The 20,551-nt window shown below is 65.7% G+C and carries 17 protein-coding genes; 6 read left to right on the top strand and 11 right to left on the bottom strand.

What is annotated here, in order from left to right; all coding sequences use genetic code 11:
* Window positions 1-11 precede the first annotated feature (11 nt).
* The 4 genes from AB5K84_RS00150 to murJ form a co-directional block, all read right to left on the bottom strand.
* Window positions 12-581: a NifU family protein gene (locus AB5K84_RS00150; protein WP_011083622.1), complete on the bottom strand. Its 570-nt coding sequence runs from the start codon at window positions 579-581 to the stop codon at window positions 12-14.
* A 238-nt stretch (window positions 582-819) separates the two neighbouring features.
* Window positions 820-1,314 (bottom strand): universal stress protein, encoded by a 495-nt coding sequence (locus AB5K84_RS00145; RefSeq protein WP_038965167.1) that lies wholly within the window; start codon window positions 1,312-1,314, stop codon window positions 820-822.
* Between the two features lie 108 nt (window positions 1,315-1,422).
* Entirely contained in the window at window positions 1,423-2,475 is a 1,053-nt protein-coding gene (trpS, locus tag AB5K84_RS00140; RefSeq protein WP_011083624.1) for a tryptophan--tRNA ligase, read from the bottom strand.
* A gap of 92 nt (window positions 2,476-2,567) precedes the next feature.
* Entirely contained in the window at window positions 2,568-4,100 is a 1,533-nt protein-coding gene (gene murJ / locus AB5K84_RS00135; protein WP_011083625.1) for a murein biosynthesis integral membrane protein MurJ, read from the bottom strand.
* Window positions 4,101-4,225: 125 nt separating this feature from the next.
* Here murJ and AB5K84_RS00130 point away from each other — a divergent pair, with 125 nt between their 5' ends.
* The gene (locus AB5K84_RS00130) at window positions 4,226-5,227 is read left to right on the top strand and encodes an adenosine kinase (RefSeq protein WP_011083626.1); all 1,002 of its coding nucleotides are present in this window, start codon (window positions 4,226-4,228) and stop codon (window positions 5,225-5,227) included.
* Between the two features lie 165 nt (window positions 5,228-5,392).
* Here the strand turns inward: AB5K84_RS00130 and AB5K84_RS00125 are convergent, their stop codons facing one another.
* The gene (locus tag AB5K84_RS00125) at window positions 5,393-6,586 is read right to left on the bottom strand and encodes a serine hydrolase domain-containing protein (RefSeq protein WP_038965168.1); all 1,194 of its coding nucleotides are present in this window, start codon (window positions 6,584-6,586) and stop codon (window positions 5,393-5,395) included.
* A 347-nt stretch (window positions 6,587-6,933) separates the two neighbouring features.
* Here AB5K84_RS00125 and AB5K84_RS00120 point away from each other — a divergent pair, with 347 nt between their 5' ends.
* The gene (locus AB5K84_RS00120; RefSeq protein ID WP_011083628.1) at window positions 6,934-7,254 is read left to right on the top strand and encodes a hypothetical protein; all 321 of its coding nucleotides are present in this window, start codon (window positions 6,934-6,936) and stop codon (window positions 7,252-7,254) included.
* 189 nt (window positions 7,255-7,443) lie between these two features.
* Window positions 7,444-8,937: an NAD-dependent succinate-semialdehyde dehydrogenase gene (locus tag AB5K84_RS00115; RefSeq protein WP_011083629.1), complete on the top strand. Its 1,494-nt coding sequence runs from the start codon at window positions 7,444-7,446 to the stop codon at window positions 8,935-8,937.
* 51 nt (window positions 8,938-8,988) lie between these two features.
* Here AB5K84_RS00115 and AB5K84_RS00110 read toward each other — a convergent pair whose 3' ends face one another.
* The 5 genes from AB5K84_RS00110 to AB5K84_RS00090 form a co-directional block, all read right to left on the bottom strand.
* A complete protein-coding gene (locus AB5K84_RS00110; RefSeq protein ID WP_011083630.1) occupies window positions 8,989-9,264 on the bottom strand; it encodes a hypothetical protein in 276 nt (91 codons plus the stop codon).
* A gap of 192 nt (window positions 9,265-9,456) precedes the next feature.
* Window positions 9,457-9,879: a hypothetical protein gene (locus tag AB5K84_RS00105; RefSeq protein WP_231166608.1), complete on the bottom strand. Its 423-nt coding sequence runs from the start codon at window positions 9,877-9,879 to the stop codon at window positions 9,457-9,459.
* 352 nt (window positions 9,880-10,231) lie between these two features.
* Window positions 10,232-12,448: an SLC26A/SulP transporter family protein gene (locus AB5K84_RS00100; RefSeq protein ID WP_011083633.1), complete on the bottom strand. Its 2,217-nt coding sequence runs from the start codon at window positions 12,446-12,448 to the stop codon at window positions 10,232-10,234.
* Between the two features lie 283 nt (window positions 12,449-12,731).
* Window positions 12,732-13,646: a phosphoribosylaminoimidazolesuccinocarboxamide synthase gene (locus tag AB5K84_RS00095; RefSeq protein WP_011083634.1), complete on the bottom strand. Its 915-nt coding sequence runs from the start codon at window positions 13,644-13,646 to the stop codon at window positions 12,732-12,734.
* Between the two features lie 93 nt (window positions 13,647-13,739).
* Complete coding sequence (locus AB5K84_RS00090) at window positions 13,740-14,657, bottom strand: pirin family protein (RefSeq protein ID WP_011083635.1); 918 nt, start codon at window positions 14,655-14,657, stop codon at window positions 13,740-13,742.
* A gap of 291 nt (window positions 14,658-14,948) precedes the next feature.
* On the opposite strand from AB5K84_RS00090, the gene AB5K84_RS00085 reads away from it, so the two are divergent.
* Together AB5K84_RS00085 and AB5K84_RS00080 are read left to right on the top strand one after the other, a co-directional pair.
* Window positions 14,949-16,010: an AraC family transcriptional regulator gene (locus AB5K84_RS00085; RefSeq protein ID WP_011083636.1), complete on the top strand. Its 1,062-nt coding sequence runs from the start codon at window positions 14,949-14,951 to the stop codon at window positions 16,008-16,010.
* A gap of 316 nt (window positions 16,011-16,326) precedes the next feature.
* The gene (locus AB5K84_RS00080) at window positions 16,327-17,754 is read left to right on the top strand and encodes a serine hydrolase domain-containing protein (RefSeq protein WP_011083637.1); all 1,428 of its coding nucleotides are present in this window, start codon (window positions 16,327-16,329) and stop codon (window positions 17,752-17,754) included.
* A 176-nt stretch (window positions 17,755-17,930) separates the two neighbouring features.
* Here the strand turns inward: AB5K84_RS00080 and AB5K84_RS00075 are convergent, their stop codons facing one another.
* On the bottom strand, window positions 17,931-19,301 hold the full coding sequence (locus AB5K84_RS00075) for an MmgE/PrpD family protein (RefSeq protein WP_011083638.1): 1,371 nt from the start codon (window positions 19,299-19,301) through the stop codon (window positions 17,931-17,933).
* 123 nt (window positions 19,302-19,424) lie between these two features.
* On the opposite strand from AB5K84_RS00075, the gene AB5K84_RS00070 reads away from it, so the two are divergent.
* Window positions 19,425-20,540, top strand: a complete 1,116-nt coding sequence (locus tag AB5K84_RS00070; RefSeq protein WP_011083639.1) for an FUSC family protein — start codon at window positions 19,425-19,427, stop codon at window positions 20,538-20,540.
* Window positions 20,541-20,551 lie beyond the last annotated feature (11 nt).

Below are 20,551 nucleotides of genomic sequence, written 5' to 3'. Positions count from 1 at the left end.
CGACTTCGTCGTCACATCGGCCGGACTTCGACCACGTCGGGTACGAAATGCTTGAGCAGGTTCTGGATGCCGTGCTGGAGCGTCGCGGTCGATGACGGGCAGCCGGAGCAGGCGCCCTTCATGTTGAGATAGACGATGCCGTCCTTGAAGCCGCGGAAGGTGATGTCGCCGCCGTCATTGGCGACCGCCGGCCGCACCCGGGTCTCGATCAGGTCCTTGATCATGTCGACCGTCTCGGCATCGGCCTCGTCGAAGAACTCGTCCTCGTCGTCGAGATCGGCATCGCTTTGCGCGGCGCCGTCGGCGAGCAGCGGCGCGCCCGACATGTAGTGCTCCATGATGGCACCGAGGATCGCGGGCTTGAGCTGCTGCCATTCACCGTTCGCCTTGGTCACGGTGATGAAGTCCGATCCGTAGAACACGCCGGTGACGCCGGGCACCTCGAACAGCTTTTCGGCGAGCGGCGAACGCGCTGCCGATTCGCGGCTCGCAAATTCCATCGGGCTGCCGTCGACCACGACGCGGCCGGGAATGAATTTCAGCGTGGCGGGATTGGGGGTGGCTTCGGTTTGAATGAACATGGTTTTCTCCAGACGTCGCCGGTTCAAGGCCGGCGCGCAAGCTATCCACTAGCAGATGGCGACGGGGAACGCACGATCAAGGGGCGAGATGGCCGTTCCGTTGTTATATCAGTGGGTTAAGGTGCCAAGATATTCCAACCTCGTCATGGCCGGGCTTGTCCCGGCCATCCACGCCTTACTTCGCGGAACCAAAAACGTGGATGCCCGGGACAAGCCCCGGGCATGACGAGCGCCCGGCCTACGACAGCGAATCCACGCTTTGGTCGCTCAGCGCGCCGGAGATGATCGTCACCGGCACCGGGAACGTGCCCAGCTCATGCGCGAGCAGCGCGACCAGGGGTCCCGGACCTTCCGCGCCGGGATTGGCGGCGAGCACCAGCATGGCGATGTCGGGGTCCTCGTCGATCACCGCGAGCAGCTGTTCCATCGCGGCCCCTTCGCGAATCACCCGCTCCGGCGTGATCGCGGCAATGCCGTTGGCGCGGCCGGCGGCGCGGTCGAGCGCGGCTTCCGCCGCCTCATGCGCCTCGGCGCGCATGATGTCGGCGACACCAAGCCATTCCTGGGTCCGCTGCTCGGGCTCGATGATGCGCAGCATCACCACCCCGCCGCCGGCGCGGATCGCCCAGCGGCTGGCGTAGTAGACCGCGCGGTCCCATTCGGCGGTGTCGTCGACGATGACGAGGCATTTGGGCTTGTGACCCGGCTCGAAGCAAAGTCGCTTGCTGGTCATGCATGTCCCGGCGTGTGCGCGGCCGGCATGCTGCCACACTCCCGCAACGTTTGGGAGAGGGGAAGCGGCCGACGTCGGCGCGCCGGCCGCGTTTTGCGAATGCGACAATCAGCGCCGGCGGATGAAGCCGACGATGTCCTTCGAGAGCTTCATGGTCTCGTCGGCGATCGCGCGGGCCCGGTCGGAACCCTCGTTCAGGATCGCGTCGATATGGCCGGGGTCGGCGACGAGGCGCTTCATCTCGCCGGCAATCGGCGCGAGCTTGGTGACGCACAGCTCCGCCAGCGCGTTCTTGAAGCTGGAGAACTGTCCGCCGCCGAAATCCCTGAGCACGTCGGCCTTGGAGCGGTCGGCGAGCGCCGCGAAGATGCCGACGAGATTGTCGGCCTCGGGCCGGGCTTCCAGGCCTTTCTCCTCGGTCGGAAGCGGCTCCGGATCGGTCTTCGCCTTGCGGATCTTCTGCGCGATGGTGTCGGCGTCGTCGGTGAGGTTGATGCGCGAATTGTCCGAGGCATCCGACTTCGACATCTTCTTGGTGCCGTCGCGCAAGCTCATCACGCGCGTCGCCGGGCCCGTGATGAAGGGTTCCGGCAGCGGGAAGAACAGGCCGTCATTGGTGCCCTGGGCGCGGATCGAGTCACCGAAGTCGTTGTTGAACTTCTGCGCGATGTCGCGCGAGAGCTCGAGATGCTGCTTCTGGTCCTCGCCGACCGGCACATGGGTGGCGCGGTACAGCAGGATGTCGGCCGCCATCAGCACTGGATAGTCGAACAGCCCGACGGAGGCGTTCTCGCGGTCCTTGCCGGCCTTCTCCTTGAACTGGGTCATGCGGCCGAGCCAGCCCATGCGCGCGACGCAGTTGAATATCCAGGCGAGCTCGGCATGACCCGAGACCTGGCTCTGGTTGAACACGATGTGCTTCTTTGGATCGATGCCGCTCGCGATGAACGCGGCGGTCACCTCGCGGGTGTTGCGCGCGAGCTCGACCGGTCCGCCCCAGACGTCCACGCCCTGCGTGATCGCGTGCATGTCGACGACGCAATAGATGCAGTTATGGGTTTCCTGCATCTTCACGAAGTTGACGATCGCGCCGAGGTAATTGCCGAGATGCAAATTGCCCGTCGGCTGGACGCCCGAGAAGACCCGTTCAACGAATGGCATGGCAAGCTTTCCTGGAAGGTACCGGCCGTCGTTTCCAACAGCGGCGCTGCCTCGTCAAGGGCAATTCGATCATCCTGCGCGCCGAGGTCGGGCTAGGCGGGCCGCCGCAAGGCGGCAGCCGCCTCGCGCCAGGAGGCCGCGCCGAGGATTTGCAGGAGCAGGCCGTAGACGGCGATTCCGGCCGCGATCTGCACGCCCAGCACGATGAATTGGATGACGCCATGCGCTTCGGGCGGCACCAGGCCAGCGGTCAGCCAGAGCAGGGCGCCCATGGCGGAAGCGGCGAGCACGATCCGCGGCAGTCGCTTGCGGGCGGCGGTGTCGACCGAGAAGCCGAATTCGCCCGTGCCCTTCCGCAGCAGCGAGAGCGCGCTGCTCCAGGCGCCGGCCGCGATACTCGCGGCGATCCCGCTTGCGCCGAAGAAATGGCCGAGCAGAACCGCAAGCGCGACCGCGACCACAAAACCCTTGGCCGTTGCGAGCAGCGGCGTCATCGTGTCGCTGCGGGCATAGAAGGCCGGTGACAGCGCCTTGATCAGCACGTGGGCCGGCAGGCCCAGCGCCAGCCACATCAGCGCGCGCGCGGTGGCCGTGCTGTCATCGGCGCCGAAGGCGCCATGCTGGAACAGCAGCCGCACGATCGGCTCGGCCAGCACGATCAGGCCGAGGGTTGCCGGCAGCGCGAGCCCGGTCGCAAGTTCCAGCGCGCGCGATTCCGCATGCGCCACCGCGTCGCGGTCGCCGCCGGTGACGGCGCGCGTGAGCTCCGGCACCAGCACCGTTCCCATGGCGACGCCGACGATGCCGAGCGGCAGCTCGATCAGGCGGTTGGCGAAATAGAGCCAGGAGACGGCAGAGGGCGTCGCCGAAGCGATGATCGCACCGGCCACCATCAGCCATTGCGGGCCCGAGCTTGCGATCATGCCGGGAATGGCCTTGGCGAAGAAGCCGCGCATCTCCTTGTCGAAGCTTGCGCGCAACGGTGCGGCAAGCCGTCCGCTTCGCTGCGACAGCAACATGGCGAGTTGCAGTAGCCCGGCGATGCCGACGGTCGCCGCCAGCATCCACGCCGCGAAGGTCGCATCGGCATGCCAGGCCAGCAGCGTCGCGATTGCGGCGATCAGGGCGATGTTGAACAGCAGCGGCGAGAACGCCGTGAGCGCAAAACGCCCCTGCGCGTTGAGCAGCCCCATCAGCACGGTGACGGGGCCGGCGAAAGCGAGATAGGGCAGCATCAGCCGCGCGTTCTGGACGGCGAGATCGAGGCTGCTGCTGCCGAGAAATCCCGGCGCGATCACCGTGATGATCAGCGGCATCAGCAGCGCAATGACGACCGAGATCGCGATCAGGGCCGCGCTGACCGTGCCGAGCACGCGTCCCGCGAAGGCGGAGGCGGCCACCTCGCCGTCGCGATCCCGGACGCGCAGCCAGGCCGGGATCAGCGCCGCGTTCAGGGCCCCTTCGCTGAGCAGCCGCCGCACCACGTTGACGAGCTGGAACGCCGCCAGAAAGGCGTCCGCCACGGCGCCGGTGCCGAGCAGGGCGGCAATCATGGAATCGCGCGCAAAGCCCAGCAGTCGCGAGGCCAGTGTTCCCGTCGAGACGGTCAGGAAGGAGCGGATCATTGCGCGTGCATAATACCGTGGCTTGCCCGCGAAGGCCGGGTCGTGATAGGCCGCGAGCCAGATTTCAGGCCGACAGGAAGCGGATTTTCCCGGCAATCGCAATCCGCCAAACAGGATCAAGGTGAATGGCTGACGTGAAATATGACGTTCTCGGGATCGGCAACGCGCTGTTCGACGTGCTGGTCAGGACCGACGAGGCTTTTCTCGCCAAGCACGGCATGACCAAGGGCAGCATGTCGCTGATCGACGAGGCGCGGGCCGCCGCCATCTACCAGGACATGGGCCCGGCGACGGAAGTCTCGGGGGGATCTGCCGCCAACACCATCGTCGGCATCGGCAGCCTAGGCGCCCGCGCCGCCTATGTCGGCAAGGTCAAGGACGACCAGATCGGCAAGCTCTACGTCCACGACATCCGTGCCGCCGGCGTTGCCTTCAACACGCCCGCCGCGAAGGATGGTCCCGCCACCGGCTGCTCCTACATCCTGGTCACGGGCGATGGCGAGCGCACCATGAACACCTATCTCGGCGCGGCGCAGGATCTGTCGCCGGCTGACATCGATCCGGCCGAGATCGCGAGCGCCGGGATCGTCTATCTCGAGGGCTATCTCTGGGACCCCAAGAACGCCAAGGAGGCCTTCGTCAAGGCGGCCAAGATCGCTCATGACGCGAGGCGCAAGGTGGCGCTGACATTGTCGGATTCCTTCTGCGTCGATCGCTATCGCGACGAGTTCCTGTCCTTGATGCGCAACGGCACCGTCGACATCGTCTTTGCCAATGAGTCCGAGCTGCATTCGCTCTACATGACCTCGGACTTCGACACGGCGCTGAAGCAGCTGCGCAACGACGTCAATCTCGGCGTGGTCACCCGCAGCGAGAAGGGCTGCATGGTCGTCTCGGCGGAAGACGCCGTCGCCGCGCCGGCGGCTCCCATCGCCAAGCTCGTCGACACCACAGGCGCCGGCGATCTCTTCGCCGCCGGCTTCCTCTATGGCCTGGCGCGCAACCTGCCGTACAAGCAGTGCGGCGAGCTCGGCGCGCTTGCGGCCGCCGAAGTGATCCAGCACATCGGCGCGCGCCCGCAAGTGTCGCTGAAGGAGCTGGCGGAGCAGCGCGGGCTGACGGCGTAACGCAAGCCCGCGCCTCGCTCTCCGCTGTCATCGCCCGGCGTGACCGGGCGATCCAGTACTCCGAGACGCCTGTGATTTATTGAGAAGCCGCGGCGTACTGGATCCCCCGCCTTCGCGGGGGATGACAGTCGTCGTGTGGTGAGAGCCGTGCGCGAAGTCGCCCCCTCACGCCGCCTTTTGCCCGCTCCCCGCATCGAGCCCGGCATAGACGCCGCGCTCGAATCCCGCGAACGCCTCCAGGCACTTTCCGTCCGCAAACGGCAACACCTGCATCAGGATCACGCCGGTGACGTCGCGCGCCGGGTCGATCCAGTAATAGGTGTTGGCGAGGCCCGCCCAGGCGAGGCTGTTCGGGCTGCGGCCTTCCGGCGTCTTGGCGGTGTTGATGAGGAAGCTGAGGCCCCACTTCTTCACCTGGTCCGGATAGAGGTCGACGTCGTTGGTGTACATCGGCGCCACCGAGGTCATCTTGGTGACGTTGAGATCGCCGATGTGGTTCTGCCCCATCGTCGCGACCGTTTCGGCCTTCAGCACCTGGTTGCCGTTGCCGCGGCCCTTGTTCAGGATCATCTGCGTGAACCTGATGTAGTCGGCCGCGGTCGAATAGAGGCCGCCGCCGCCCATGCAAAATTCCGGCGCCTGCTCGAGCTCGAACGGGATCGCGCCGAGCTGGCCGTCCTCGCCGCGCGCATGCATGCCGACCAGCCGTTTGCGCATGTCGTCGGTGATCTTGAAGCCGGTGTCGCTCATGCCGAGCGGGGTAAACAGACTGTCACGCAAATACGCGTCCAGCCGCTTGCCGCTGACGGCTTCCACCGCCTTGCCGACGAAATCGATATTGGTGCCGTATTCCCAGCGCGTGCCGGGATCGGAGGCGATCGGCGTCTTCAACGCGGCGTTCTGGCAGGTGATGATACCCGGCGTTCCGGTCTTCTCGAGATAGATGCCCATATTGCCGTTCCACATGTCGTAGCAGAAGCCTGCGGTGTGGGTCATGAGCTGGCGCAGCGTGATCGGTCCCTTGGCCGGCCGCAGCTTCGGCTCGCCCTTGGCGTCAAAGCCTTCGAGCACTTGCGGCTTGGCGAGATCGGGCAGCACCTCACCGATCGGCGCGTCCAGCGACAGCTTGCCTTGCTCGACCAGCTGCATCGCGCCCGCTGTCGTCACCGCCTTCGTCATCGATGCGATCCAGAACACGCTGTCCGCTGTCATCGCGTCGGGCTTGGACAGATCGCGCTTGCCGAACGCGCCCTGATACAGCACGTCGTTACCGCTGGCGGCGATGGCCACGACGCCGGGAATCTCCTTGGCGTCGCTTGTCTTACGCAGAACCTCGTCGATCTGGGCTTGGCTTTGCATACGCGTTTCCTCCGGTTTGATTATTGTTGGAAGTGATCGATTGTCCTCCTGCATGCCCCGCGCGGCAAGCGCGTCGCGATGTCTCCGCCGGTCGCGATGTCGTGACTTGACGACCCGCGCCGCGCGCAGGACGACAAGACGTCTAAACTGAAACACTCCGTCACAATCTGCGGTGGATGGCCGCAACGAACCGTGACCGTGGACGGGCTCCGGCGATATGTTTCGCGTGTTTGAAGCACTTGAAACATTTTGTGCGTTGCGGCGTTTGGCAACGGGCCCAATCAGCCGCGGACGTTAGGACTTGATACAAATTTGGCGGCCGGCACCGGCCGCGAGGGGGACCTCTGATGATTTCAACCTGGAGCGAATGGAAGCGCTATCCCCGTCCCGGACGGGGCGACAATCTCGAGGCGCCGATCTCGCCCGGCATTTACGAGGTCCGCATCGCCGGCAGCGGCGCGCTCTATTCCTTCGGCGCGGTCGACAATCTGGCGCAGGCGCTGGCGCTGCTTCCGGTCGGCTCGAAATCGTGGTTTGGCCGCCGCGACACCACGGGCGTTCCCGATCTCGAATATCGCACCTGTGCGACCTCCTCGAAGTCCGACGCCAAAGCCGCCGCCGAGCGCATGATCGGCCGGCGCGAGACCTATATGAGCGGCGCGGCCTGAGCATGATCCGGACCCGAAGGGCCGCGTTAGCGCAAAGTGTGCAGCGGTTTTCCGGAAAGATCATGCTCAAACAATAAGTTCGCCGCTACGAGCTTAGCTCCCATCTGATGTGCGTTGCGGGGCGGTGCATTACGCGCCGTCTGTCCCTATATTCCGGGCCGATCCGATCGCGCTCCGAGGAGTAACGCCATGACCCCGACTGCCGCCGCACGCGCTCAGCACGCCACCGCCACCCTGCGCGACCGGTTGAAGGACCCGTCGCTGCTGAAGGAGGCCTGCTACATCGACGGCGCCTGGGTCGGCACGCCGGTCTTTGCCGTCAACAATCCCGCCACCGGCGTCGAGCTTGCGAAGGTTCCGCAGCTTGGTGCGGACGATACGACCAAAGCGGTCGAAGCCGCCGAGCGGGCCTTTCCCGCCTGGGCCAAGCACACCGCCAAGCAGCGCTCCAACATTTTGCGCAAATGGTTCGAGCTGATCATCGCCAATCGCGAGGACCTTGCGCTGATCCTCACCTCCGAGCAGGGCAAGCCGCTCTCCGAGGCATTGGGCGAGGTCGACATCGGCGCCGCCTATATCGAGTTCTTCGCCGAGGAAGCCCGCCGCGTCTATGGCGAAACCATTCCGACGCAACGTCCTGATGCGCGCTTGCTCGCGATCAAGCAGCCGATCGGCGTCTGCGGTGCGATCACGCCGTGGAATTTCCCGAACTCGATGATCACGCGAAAAGTCTCGCCGGCGCTGGCGGCCGGCTGCACCGTGGTGCTGAAGCCCGCCAACGAGACGCCCCTGTCGGCGCTGGCGCTGGCCGTGCTCGCCGAGAAGGCCGGCATCCCCAAGGGCGTGCTCAACATCATCACCGGCGATGCGCCGCCGATCGGCAAGGTGCTGTGCGAGCATCCGGCGGTGCGCTTCGTCGGCTTCACCGGCTCGACCGCCGTCGGCAAGATTCTCTACCAGCAGGCCTCCGTCGGCGTGAAGCGGCTCGGCCTCGAGCTCGGCGGCAACGCGCCCTTCGTGGTGTTCGACGACGCCGATATCGATGCGGCGGTCGAAGGCGCGATCGTCTCGAAATACCGCAACATGGGCCAGACCTGCGTCTGCGCCAACCGCCTCTACGCCCAGGACAAGATCTACGACGAGTTCGTGCAGAAGCTGTCGAAGAAGGTCGCGGTGATGAAGATCGGCGACGGCACAGAAGCCGGCGTGACGCAGGGCCCGCTGATCAACCTGAAGGCGGTCGACAAGGTCGAGCGCCACATTGCCGACGCCGTGAAGCGCGGCGCCAAGGTCGTCACCGGCGGCAAGCGCAGCGAGCTCGGACGCTCCTTCTTCGAGCCCACGGTGCTCGCCGACGTCAAGCCGGACTCGCTGGTGGCGCAGGAGGAAACCTTCGGCCCGCTCGCGCCGGTGATCCGCTTCAAGGACGAGGCCGACGTCATCGCGATGTGCAACGCCTCGCCGTTTGGGCTCGCCTCCTACTTCTATTCCCGCGATCTCGGCCGCGTCTGGCGTGTCGCCGAAGCGCTGGAGTCCGGCATGGTCGGCGTCAACACCGGCCTGATCACCACGGAAGTCGCGCCGTTCGGCGGCGTCAAGGAAAGCGGCTTGGGGCGCGAAGGCTCGCGCCACGGCATGGAAGAGTATGTCGAGATCAAATACGTGATGATGGCGGGGGTCTAACCGGCAATCGATGCTGCGCGCCGGCGATTTGAACTCGCCGGCGCGAATGCATCAGCGGCACACGTAGGCGCCGTTCACATATACGCGGACGCATGCTGTGCCGACCGCTGCCGCGCCTACCGCCGCTCCCCCTACGACCGCGCGCCGCGTGGTTCGACGTGCGACGCCGGCGACGCTCGCCGGGGTTGCCGGTCGTCCGACCCTGGCTTCAGCGGCTTGAACGACGAGCGTGATGCCGTCCTCGTGTGACCAATTGATCGAGCCGAAAATTCCACAGCCTAGAACGGCTGCAACAAGTAGCATTCGCTTGGTGCCGGCCAGCTTCATGGCAATCTCCCTCGGGTATCAAAGCCGAGCGATCAGCATTCTCTGGTCATTTGCTCCCGGCTTGATCTGGATCAATGGAGCACAGGAATTGCAAAGCGGCTTGCTCGCTGTTGCGAGGCGTGCGCCGTCTGGCAAAGGTGCAAGATGCGGGAGGCGGCTCGAAAGCCGCCTCCCGCTGATGCGACTGTGCCATTACTGACAGCGATACATGCGGCCGTCCTCCATCTTGGTCAGCGTACCGGGTGTGCAGACCATGCCGTTTCGCCTGCGCCAGTCCTCCGGCGAGTAGGCGTAAGACGCGTAAGGACCGCCGCCCGCATAATAGCCCGGACCGGCCCCCCATCCAGGTGACGTTGCGGCAATCGCGGCGGCTGTGCCAACCGCTGCGACACCTGCTCCGACACCGTAGGCGCCGGCACCATATACGGCGCGCCGTGTCTGTCGACGCGCTACGCCGGCAACGCTCACGGGAGTCAGCGGGCGACCGACCCGCGCCTGTGCACTGTCGACCGACATCGAGACGCCGTGCTCCTCAGACCAGGCGAAGGAGAACAACGTCGCGCAGGCGAAGGTCGAGACTGCTATTGCAATTCTTGTCGCGCATGTACGTGTCATGTTTTTTCCTCCATTGCTGTCTTCCAAATGCGCTTTCGCTGTCCGGGGTCCGTTGCGCGATCCCTGGCGGTCTTCTCGCGCTGGTCTGGAGCGGCGTGCAACCGACGCCGTTTGCGCTCGGCGCAAGCGGGGGCCCTTGCGATAAGAAAAGCTTCATCGGAGGCACGCCGTATCGTACTCGGAGAGCAATGGCAGGCAGGATCATATTGCAGATCGGCGACGCCCGCTATTGTCCCAATGCACCGCAATGGGTCACGCCAACTGCCTCATTGCAATGCTTGGTGGCGCAATCTCATGAGACGGAAGTGCCGTAGCCCGGACTGCGCTTCGCTCCGTCCGGACTACGCGGTCGTTACCGCCGCAGCACCGCGATCGTCCTGTTCGCAAATGTCAGTCGCTCGGCCATGACCGACACGAAATAGGTCAGCAGCTTGCGGCTGAGCGCGGGGGCCTCGTCCCTGATCGCGTCGAACTGGTGCGTGTTCAGCACGTAGAGCACGCTGTCGACCTCGGCCTGGATCGTCGCGCTGCGCGGCGTCTGCGACACCAGGCCCATCTCGCCGATCGTGGTGTAGCGCCCGAGGCTTCGGACCCGCGTCATGCCATTCTGCTCCGCGGGGATCATGATCCCAACGCGGCCGTCGAGGATGAAGTGCATGGAATCGGCGGCATCGCCGGCCTGCACGATGATTTCGCCGGCCTCGACCTCGAGGCGCTGGCAGCGGCGGATCAGTTCGTCGGCATCGTCCTCGCTGTCGAGAATCCCTGCGAACCAGTCGCGCAAATTCGCCTCTTCCTGCGCCAGGCCCTGATGCTGCGCGATGAGCTCGTTCTCGCACCACTCCAGCGCATGATCGAGCTCGGGAATGACGGTGACGCCGTCGCCGAGGAAATCGCTGGAGCGCAGCACCTTCTCGGCCGCGGCTGGCAGGTACACCAGGATCAGCTCGACGCCGAGGTCGCCGGCGCTGCGCTTGATCTGGGCAAAACTGTAGGCGGCCGACGAATCGACGCCGGTGACGAGCTTGAAGTCGAACAGCAGATAGCGGCACTCCGGGCGTTCGTGCAGCAGCTTCTTGACGTGCTGATAGAGCCGGTTGGCGGACCCGAAGAACAGATAGCTCTGGAGATTCAGGCCCTGAATCTTGCCGCCATGAGCGAGCAGCACCTCCTGGTCGTCGCGCGAGCGATCGAGCGAGGAGCGATATTCGGCGCCGTCAAAACTGTATTTGATCGATTCGACCCGCGCCGCGCTGAATGCGAAGGTCGCGCAGCCGATGATCACGCCGATCAGGATGCCCGGCACGAAACCCCAGATGACGATGATCGCGATGATGGCGACCAGCGACAGATATTCGAGCTTCGAGAGCCGCTTGCGCGACTCGATGAGCCATTTGTGGAGCTGATCGGCGCCGAGATAGAGCAGCAGGCCGCCGAGCACGAATTTCGGCATGAAGCCGAGCAGCTCCGGTGCGATCGCGAGCATCAGCAGTGATATGGCCGCAACCGTGAAGCCGGACAGGCGTCCGCGGCCGCCGCTGCTGAAATTGAGGATCGAGCGGCTGACCGAGATGCAGCCGGCATAGCCGGCGAGCGCGCCGGACAGGATATTGGCGGCGCCGGTAGTGTTCAGCTCCCGCTCAAGATTGGCCTCGCGGTGAGCGGCGACCTCGATGCCGGTGGTGTTGAACAGGGTGCTGGAGGCGCTAACGAAGATGACGGCGACGACGTTGCCGAGCAGGTCCGGCACGGCGAACCACGGATAGTGCGCGAGGTCGTCGATGTGCCAGGGCAACATGAAGGTCGCCGGCGGCGGCGGCTGGAACATCCAGCCCAAAGCGCGCGCCTCCTCCGGCGAAATCCCGGCGATCCGGAACGCCAGATGCGCGGCGAGCATGCCGCCGACCAGGATGATCGGCAACCCGAACGCGTTGCGCGAGCGGTGCCACGTCAGATAGAGCACCAGCGCCATCGCGCAGGCGGCGCCCAGCTCCGACATCGTGACGCCGTTGGTGAAGCGCGGCAGGGTGGCAAACTGCACGGGATGATCGGTGATCACCCGGATCGCGCCCATCACGATCAAGAGCCCGGTGGCGCCGAGAAAGCCGCCGATCACCGGATAAGGCACGTAGCGGATGGCGCGGCCCATCCGCGTCAGTCCCAGTCCGCACAGCACGATCCCGGTCAGCATGGTCGACAGGCCGAGCGTGATCAGGACGGGCGAGAGCAGCGGCGCCGACAGATTGGCCGCTTCAATGCGTTCGACCAGTGAGGCGGCCAAGATGCCCGTCACTGCGGCGGTCGAGCTGTCGGGGCCGGCGACCGCGAAGGGCAGGGAGCTTCCCAGCCCGATGACAGCCGCAAGGACCGCGGAGCTGATGAAAGTCGCGGCGATGCCGTAGGACAGATAAGGCGACAGCGGCCCGGTGAAGATCAGCAGCGCGTAGGATAGCCCGAAAGTGACGGCCAGGACGCTGGCGGCGCTCCCGCCCAATATATCATTCAGCGCACGCCTGAGGGCCGGGTTGAAACGGGCAGCCGGACTGAAAATAATTGCTGGATCGGTCACGCGGTTGCGCTCGCCCCTGAAAAAGTCCCGTCCGAGACGTAGACGACTGCGGACTTAGCGCAACAGGATTCTTGTAACTATGAAATATCCGACAGTTTCGGCGATGGCATGTGAACGGCCAATCATGCGTGAGGGAATAGAGCCGGATGGACAATGCCGGAGCGGCGCACCGACCCCCTCCACGTCATTGCGAGCGTAGCGAAGCAATCCAGAATCCCTCCGCGGAAAGACTCTGGATTGCTTCGTTGCGCTCGCAATGACGAGTTTGTGGCAGCAACTGCGCCTAAATCTTCAGCTCTTTCCCCGTCACGCGCCGATACGCCTCCAGATACCGTTTGCTGGTCGCCTCCACCACGCTCGCCGGCAGCGGCGGCGGCGGGGCGTCGCCGTTCCAGCGGCCGGCGCGGCGCTCGACGTCGAGATAGTCGCGCAGCGGCTGCTTGTCGAAGCTCGCCTGTGGCTGGCCGGGCTTGTAGGCATCGACGGCCCAGAACCGCGACGAATCCGGCGTCATCACCTCGTCGATCAGGATGATGCGGCCGTCCTTGTCGCGGCCGAACTCGAACTTGGTGTCGGCGATGATGATGCCCTGCTCGCGCGCCAGCTCCTCGCCGAGCGTGTAGATCGCGCGCGTCATGCTCTCGAGCGTGTAGGCTGTCTCGTCGCCGACCACCTCGCGCATCCGCGCAATCGTGATGTTCTCGTCATGGCCGGTCTCGGCCTTGGTCGCCGGGCTGAAGATCGCTGGCTCCAGCTTCTCGCTCTCGACGAGGCCGGCCTTCAGCTTCTCGCCCGCGAGCGTGCCGCTGGTGGCGTATTCCTTCCAGGCCGATCCCGAGAGATAGCCGCGGATCACGCATTCGATCGGAAACACCGTGGTGCGGCGGGAGAGCATGGCGCGGCCGAGGATCTCGGCGCGATGCGGCTTCAAGGCGGGCACGGCCGCGATGATCTCGTCGGTGTCGGCGCTGATCATGTGATGCGGCACCACGCCTTCAAGCTCGCCAAACCAGAACGCGCTGATCTGGGTCAGCACCGCGCCCTTCATCGGGATGGTCTCGCCCATGACGACGTCGAAGGCGCTGATGCGGTCGGTGGTAAGGAGCAGCAGGCGGTCGTCGTCGACGGCATAGATGTCGCGCACCTTGCCGCGCCCGATCTTGGGGAGCGGCAGGTCGCTGGAGAGCATGGTGGTCATCGGCAAAGCTTTCGCAGACAGATCTTTCGAAGGCATGGCCTTCAGGCGGGAAATCCGGCCGCGCCTGACGGCACGGCCGGAAACCGGATTAGCCTATTCCGGCAACGGAATGAACTCATGTTCCTGAGGAACCGCCGCGAAGCGGCCGGTTTTCCAGTCCTGCTTGGCCTGCTCGATCCGATCCTTGCTGGAGGAGACGAAATTCCACCAGATGTGGCGCGGGCCTTCCAGTGCATCGCCGCCGAGAAACATCATTCGCGTGGCCTTGAGTGCCTTCACGGTGATGCGGTCACCGGGGCGGAAGATCAGCAGCCGCGGCCCCTCATAGCGCTCGTTCGCGATCTCGACCTCGCCGTCCACCACGTAGATCGCGCGCTCCTCGTGATCGGGGTCAAGCGGCACGCTCGCGCCCGCGACCGCCGTGACCTCGGTGTAGAACCAGGGCGAGACCATGGACACCGGCGACGTGATGCCGAAGGCGGAGCCCGCGATCACCCGCGCGGTGAAATCCCGCTCGGAGATCATCGGCAGGTCGCCGGCGCCGTAATGCTGGAACGATGGCGCGATCTCTTCCGATCCGGCCGGCAGCGCGATCCAGCTTTGCAGGCCCAGCATCTGCTGGCCCGAGGCGCGCTGCGCATCCGGCGTGCGCTCGGAATGCGCGATGCCGCGGCCCGCCGTCATCAGGTTCATCGCACCGGGCGCGATCTCCTGGACGTTGCCCTCGCTGTCGCGGTGCATGATCGAGCCGTCGAACAGATAGGTGACGGTGGCAAGTCCGATATGCGGATGCGGCCGCACGTCCATGCCCTTGCCGGAAACGAACTGCACCGGGCCGAAATGATCGAAGAAGATGAAGGGTCCGACCATTTGCCGCCTGCCATGGGGCAGCGCGCGCCGCACGACGAAGCCGTCGCCGAGGTCGCGCGTGCGCGGCACGATGACAAGATCGAGCGCATCGCAGGACATGGGATCGCCGAGCACGGGATCGTTGGAGGGTTGCCAGCTCATGATGGACTCCTTTTAACTTTCTTGGGCACGATCGTAGCAGGATTTGGCGTCGCCGTCGCGACAAAGCCGGACAAGATGTCGTGGGGGCGGCGGTGCCACATTCTCAACTGTCTTCGCCCGCGAAGGCGGGCGATCCAGTACGCCGCGGACCATCGATTTAATCATTGCCGTCTCGGAGTACTGGATCGCCCGGTCAAGCCGGGCGATGACGGTTGTGGTGCGGATGGTGCTTGAAAAAATCGGCCTGACGAACGATGGTCGGTCGATTACACCAGACGGCCGCCACAACTGATGACCCTTGCCGCAACAGAGCTTGCATTTCGCGCCGCGTCCGTGGCGCTGCTGCTGGTGCTTGCGGCGTCCTTGGTCTCGGATTTCCGCAATGTGCTGGCGGCCCGGCTCGGTGCGGCCTTCGCGCTGGGCTCAGCGGCGCATGCGGCGAGCTATTCGGTAGATGTCACGTCGCGGATCCCGCTCCAGCATGCACCGCTGATCGCGCTCTCGACCGGCACCATCGTGGTGTTCTGGCTGTTCACACGCTCCCTGTTCGACGACGAGTTTCGCCTCCGCTGGTGGCACGGATGGGTCTGGGCGCTGGTGACCGCCTTCAGCTTCGCAGGCTGCGTCTGGATTGCACCCAGCGGCCATGTGCGGTTCTCGGTGACGGTGGTGAATCTGATCGTGCTCGGCTTCATCGCGCTTGCGGTCGGGGAGATGATCGCCTCCTGGCCGGCCGACCTGGTCGAGCGCCGCCGCCACGTTCGTGTCTTCATCGTCTGCGTAACCGCACTCTATGGCGGGCTGAACGCGGTACTCCAGATCGTCGTCGCCGGCCACCACGTCGGCGATGTCGCCGAAACCATCAATGCCGGCGTGCTTGCCTGCACCGTCGCGGCGATCGTCTATGCCATGATGCGCGTTGACGGGGCGGATCTGTTTCCGGCTGCGGCGGAGCCCGCGCCGCCGATTGTTTTCAGTCAGCCTGCAGCCGATGACGCGGCCGATCAAAAGCTCATCGACGCCCTGATGCGGCTGATGGCCGACGAGCGGATCTATCGCCAGGAGAACATCACCATCGGCGTCCTGGCGGGCCGGCTGAAGATTCCCGAATACAGGCTGCGCCGGCTGATCAACCAGCGGCTCGGTTACCGCAACTTCAATGTCTTCCTGAACAACCACCGCATCGAGGAAGCCAAGGCCGCGCTCGCCGATCCCGCCCAGGCCGAGGTCCCGGTCATCACCATCGCCATGGACGCCGGCTTCCAGTCGCTCGGCCCGTTCAACCGCGCCTTCAAGGCGGTCACCGGCGTGACGCCGACGGAATACCGGCGGCTGAAGGTGAATGCGGCGTAACCGGCTCTTCGCCTCTCCCCGCGTGCGGGGAGAGGCCGACGCGCGAAGCGCGGCGGGTGAGGGGGAGCCTCCGCGAGTCCAACTCTCACCGCCCCCACGGAGGCTCCCCCTCACTCCAACCCTCTCCCCGCAAGCGGGGCGGGGGAGCGGACCACCGTCGTGACTGCATCCTCGCATTGCTTTGAAATATTTGAGTTATTTCGGAATCGGCCAGCACCCGCTCGGTTTCAGCCACGCTATTTTCCAAATCCGGCGAGCGCGTGTCGCCCGCATCCGGCCTGCTCTCCCGCACCTGCCCCGAAGCCGGAGAAAGCCCGTGACCCGCCGCCGCAAGATCATCCTCCTCACCACCACCATCGTCGCTGCCGGCCTCGCGCTCGGCGCGGCGCGGGCGCACGACGTGCCCAGGATCGCCACCGGCTTCGTCGCCGACATCCTGTGCTCCGAGACGTTCGTCTCGGGCCTGGATATCAGGCGGACCTTCGCCGAAACCATGGACGCCATGCCGGGCACCAGTCTGATCACCTGGGCGATGGACTACCAGGTCGATCGCGCGCGCAAGGACGTCACGGTGACATTGTTCGGCATCGGCCGCAGCCATGCCGTCTATCGCGAGGGGCTCGGCTGCACGCTGGAGCACGGCGCGGCGATCGCCGACGTCACCGTGCCTGCGGACGACAGGCAGCCGGCGCTGCTGCCCGAGATCGCCGGCCCCGCGATCGTGCCGCCGCAGAGCCCCGAGCTTGCCGCCGCGCTCGACCACGCCTTCGCGGAGCCCGCGCAGCCGCCTTATCGCCGCACCCGCGCGGTCGTCGTGCTGAAGGCGGGCCGCATCATCGCCGAGCGCTATGCGGACGGAATCGGACCGGAGACTCCGCTGCTCGGCTTCTCCATGACAAAATCGGTGATCTCGGCGCTGACGGGCGTGCTGGTGCGCCAAGGCAAGCTGAAGCTCGATGGGCCTGCGCCAGTCGCGGCCTGGAAAGATCCTGACGATCCGCGCCACGCCATCACTGTCGATCAGCTGCTGCGCCACACCGCGGGCCTTGCGCTTGGCAGCTCATTGGAGGCTTCGCTCGGCGCCGCCTTCGAGCCCGTCAACCGGATGAAGTTCATGGAATCCGACATGGCCACCTATGCGGAGAGCATCCCGCTCGAGACCGCACCGGGCACCGCGTGGAACTATCACGACGGCAACACCATCATTCTCGCGCATCTGATCCGCGTTGCTGCCGGCGGCACGCCCGAAGATGCGCTGCGCTTCGCGCGCAGCGAATTGTTCGCTCCGCTCGGCATGCGTCATGTCACGCTCCAGCTCGACGGTGCCGGCACGGTCGAGGGCTCCAGCGAGATGCTGGCGACCGCGCGTGACTGGGCGCGGTTCGGCCAGCTCTATCTCAATGACGGCCTCGCCGGCGGAAAGCGCATCCTCCCCGAGGGATGGGTGAACCATTCGGCGACGGCGACGCCAAACGCGTGGGTCGGCATCGGCGCCGGCTTCTGGACCAACCACGGCGCCAGCTTTGGCGCGAACCTTCGCATCACACACGGCTGGCCGCGCGATGCCTTCTTCGCCAAGGGCACGATCGGGCAGTACACGATCGTCATTCCCTCGGAGCGACTCGTGATCGTGCGGCTCGGCCGCTCGCCGAACTGGCCGCCGGAGGCGGACGGCGTGTTCGATCTCGTGCGCGACGTGGTGGCCGCAACGCGCGAGAACGGGAAGCTGGCGGGGGTGAATTGAGGTGTCGAGCGCCGCCTCTTCTCCCTCGCCCCGCTTGCGGGGAGAGGGTTGGGGTGAGGGGGAGTCTCCGCGAGGACGGTGAGAGTTGGATGCTCGGAGAGTCCCCCTCACCCGGAATCCAAGCTGCGCTTGGATTCCGGCCTCTCCCCGCAAGCGGGGAGAGGCGATATCTCTCTCTACTGCCGTCCCAATTCCGTCGCCTTCGCCACGCGGTCGAACCGCTCCAGCGTCAGGATCGCGTCGGCAAATTTCTCCGCGCGCGCATTCAGCACCGGACGCGCCAGCGTCAAGAATTTCTGCTGCATCGCCTGCGCATCGGGAAACGAATTCGGCTCGCCGGAGGGATCGGCATACAGCCGCTCGTGCACGCCGTCGTCCGTTGTGATGCTGACGCGCGCGCCGAACGGATGGGTGCGGCCGATCTCGAGCCGGTCGTCCTGCACCACGTCGAACTTGTCGGCGAGCGCGTCGATGGCGGTATCGCCGAGGCGGTTGTAGTCATCCCAACCAAAGCTGCCCTGATCGAGCGCGAGCGCGCCGGTGAAGAACATCGAGAACTGGCCGCCGACGATCGAGGTCGGATGCCGCTTGGTCGCGGCATCGCCGGTCAGCGTGATGCCGTTGCGATGCAGGCCGATCTCGACGCGCTTGACCTGGTCTGGCGTCAGATTGTGCTCGCGCCGCATCGCGATCAGCGCGTCGATTGCGGCATGGGTGTAGCGGCAGCTCGGATACGGCTTCACGCCGATCTTCATCGTCTCATAGGTCTTGCCGAGCTCGGCGACGGCCTTACCGGGATGCGCGTCGTCGGTGTAGCCGGCGAGCAGGCCGTGCTTGCCCTCGACCGATTCGGTCGCGCCGACGAAATCGTTGCGCGCCAGCGTCGCGGCGATCACGCCGTTCATCGCGGCGGCGCCGACCTGGTAGCGCTTGTTCCAGGCGCCGTTGACCAGGAATTGCAGCGAGCCGGCGGCCTGGCTGCCGGAGACGCCGAAGGCGGCGATGATCTGCTTTTCGCTGAGGCCGAACAGTTTTCCGGCCGCGGCGGCCGCGCCATAGGTGCCGGCGGTCGCGGTCGGATGGAAGCCGCGCGCATAATGCGAGGTCGGGTCGAGCGCGTTGCCGAGCCGGCAGCAGATTTCATAGCCCGCCACGATCGCGGTCAGCACGTCGCGCCCGGAAGCGCCGACCATCTCGCCGACGGCGAACGCGGCCGGAACGACCGGCGCGCTCGGATGCAGCGAAGAATCCGCATGCGTGTCGTCGAAATCGAGGGAATGGCCGAGTGCGCCGTTCAGCAGCGCCGCCACCGCCGGGGTCCAGGTCTTGCTGTCGCCGAACACGGTGGACTCGCCCCTGGTGTCGAGCGCGAGCGCCTCCAGCATCTTCAGGATCGAGGGGGTGGATTCCGCTTCGCTTCTGGCCCGGATCGCGCTGCCGAGGAAATCCAGCGTCAACACCTTGGCGCGATCCAGCACTTCCGCCGGAATATCCCGGTATTTCAGATTGAAGACATAGGCGGCGAGCGTTGCGGTTTCGTGGGCCATCGTGTTTCCTCGTTTTGGCGCGCAAGTTAGGCGGGCTGATTTGGCCTTTCAAGCGGCCTTGGGGCCGCGGGCATCAGCTATGCTTTTGGCAGGCGCAAGAGGATCGGACCGGGACATTCGACGATGGCACTCGCAAGACAAATGTTCGACCGGATCCGATCACGGCGGACGCAGTTGGGGTTGGCCATCCGGGTCACGGTCGCCGCGGTGGCGGCCTATGCCATTGCCACCGCGCTGCATCTGCTCTTGCCGCTCTGGGCGGTGCTGACCTCGCTGATCGTGACCCAGATGAGCGTCGGCCGCTCGCTGAAGGCGACGCGCGACTACGTGCTCGGCACGATCGGCGGCGCCATCTATGGCGGCGCCATCGCGATCCTGATCCCTTACTCTACCGAGGCGGGCCTGTTGGCGCTGCTGGTGCTGGCGGTCGCGCCGCTCGCCTTCGTGGCCGCGATCAACCCAAGCCTCAACGCGGCGACGGTGACCGCGATCATCGTGCTGCTGGTTCCGACCATGCATCATTCCGATCCCATGACCTCGGCGATCGATCGCGTCAGCGAGGTCGGGGTCGGCGCCATCACGGGATTGCTCGTTTCGTTCCTGGTGCTGCCCTCACGCGCGGTGCGGCAGATCCGCGCCAGCGCGGCAAGACTGCTCGAACTGATCGCGGACGCCTTCACCGAGCTGCTCGCGGGTCTCACGCGCGGCCGCGACAACGATGCGCTGCACCGGATCCAGGACGGCATCGGCACCGCGATGGTGGGCATGAATGCCATCGGTGCAGAAGCCGAACGCGAGCGTGCCGCGCGCCTGTCGAGCGGGCCCGATACCGGTCCCTTGCTGCGAACGGTGCTGCGGCTGCGCCATGACGTCGTGATGATCGGCCGCGCCACCGTCGTCCCGCTGCCGGTCGAGGTGCAGATGCGGCTCGCCGCGCCGCTGGCGGAGGTCAGTGCGGCGATCGTGCGCTTCCTGCGGTCGGCGGCCGAAGCACTGCGGGCTGGCGCCGGCGCGCCGCCGATCCATCCCGTGCATGTCGCGCTTCAGCACTACGCCGAGGCGGTTGCCGCGGTGCGCCAGGACGGTCTGATCCGCGGCCATTCCGGCGACACCGCCGAGCGCTTCTTCGCTATCGGATTCTCGCTGGAGCAGATGCACCAGAATCTCTGCGATCTCGACCGCGTCGTCGGCGAGTGGTCGGAGGCAGCAAGCGACAAGCCCGCGCGCGTGGCGGAGTGAGCCGGTGCTGG

The organism is Bradyrhizobium sp. 1200_D9_N1_1 (genome assembly GCF_052075915.1).
Classification (GTDB): Bacteria; Pseudomonadota; Alphaproteobacteria; order Rhizobiales; family Xanthobacteraceae; genus Bradyrhizobium; species Bradyrhizobium diazoefficiens.
The sequence above is the reverse complement of the archived record's forward strand: the minus strand, read 5'-3'. Positions and strand labels throughout refer to the sequence as shown.

Bases quoted from the DNA above. Each gene is read 5' to 3' on its own strand.
- AB5K84_RS00150 (WP_011083622.1), bottom strand. From the start codon at position 581: ATGTTCATTCAAACCGAAGCCACCCCCAATCCCGCCACGCTGAAATTC.
- AB5K84_RS00145 (WP_038965167.1), bottom strand. From the start codon at position 1,314: ATGACCAGCAAGCGACTTTGCTTCGAGCCGGGTCACAAGCCCAAATGC.
- trpS (WP_011083624.1), bottom strand. From the start codon at position 2,475: ATGCCATTCGTTGAACGGGTCTTCTCGGGCGTCCAGCCGACGGGCAAT.
- murJ (WP_011083625.1), bottom strand. From the start codon at position 4,100: ATGATCCGCTCCTTCCTGACCGTCTCGACGGGAACACTGGCCTCGCGA.
- AB5K84_RS00130 (WP_011083626.1), top strand. From the start codon at position 4,226: ATGGCTGACGTGAAATATGACGTTCTCGGGATCGGCAACGCGCTGTTC.
- AB5K84_RS00125 (WP_038965168.1), bottom strand. From the start codon at position 6,586: ATGCAAAGCCAAGCCCAGATCGACGAGGTTCTGCGTAAGACAAGCGAC.
- AB5K84_RS00120 (WP_011083628.1), top strand. From the start codon at position 6,934: ATGATTTCAACCTGGAGCGAATGGAAGCGCTATCCCCGTCCCGGACGG.
- AB5K84_RS00115 (WP_011083629.1), top strand. From the start codon at position 7,444: ATGACCCCGACTGCCGCCGCACGCGCTCAGCACGCCACCGCCACCCTG.
- AB5K84_RS00110 (WP_011083630.1), bottom strand. From the start codon at position 9,264: ATGAAGCTGGCCGGCACCAAGCGAATGCTACTTGTTGCAGCCGTTCTA.
- AB5K84_RS00105 (WP_231166608.1), bottom strand. From the start codon at position 9,879: ATGACACGTACATGCGCGACAAGAATTGCAATAGCAGTCTCGACCTTC.
- AB5K84_RS00095 (WP_011083634.1), bottom strand. From the start codon at position 13,646: ATGACCACCATGCTCTCCAGCGACCTGCCGCTCCCCAAGATCGGGCGC.
- AB5K84_RS00090 (WP_011083635.1), bottom strand. From the start codon at position 14,657: ATGAGCTGGCAACCCTCCAACGATCCCGTGCTCGGCGATCCCATGTCC.
- AB5K84_RS00085 (WP_011083636.1), top strand. From the start codon at position 14,949: ATGACCCTTGCCGCAACAGAGCTTGCATTTCGCGCCGCGTCCGTGGCG.
- AB5K84_RS00075 (WP_011083638.1), bottom strand. From the start codon at position 19,301: ATGGCCCACGAAACCGCAACGCTCGCCGCCTATGTCTTCAATCTGAAA.
- AB5K84_RS00070 (WP_011083639.1), top strand. From the start codon at position 19,425: ATGGCACTCGCAAGACAAATGTTCGACCGGATCCGATCACGGCGGACG.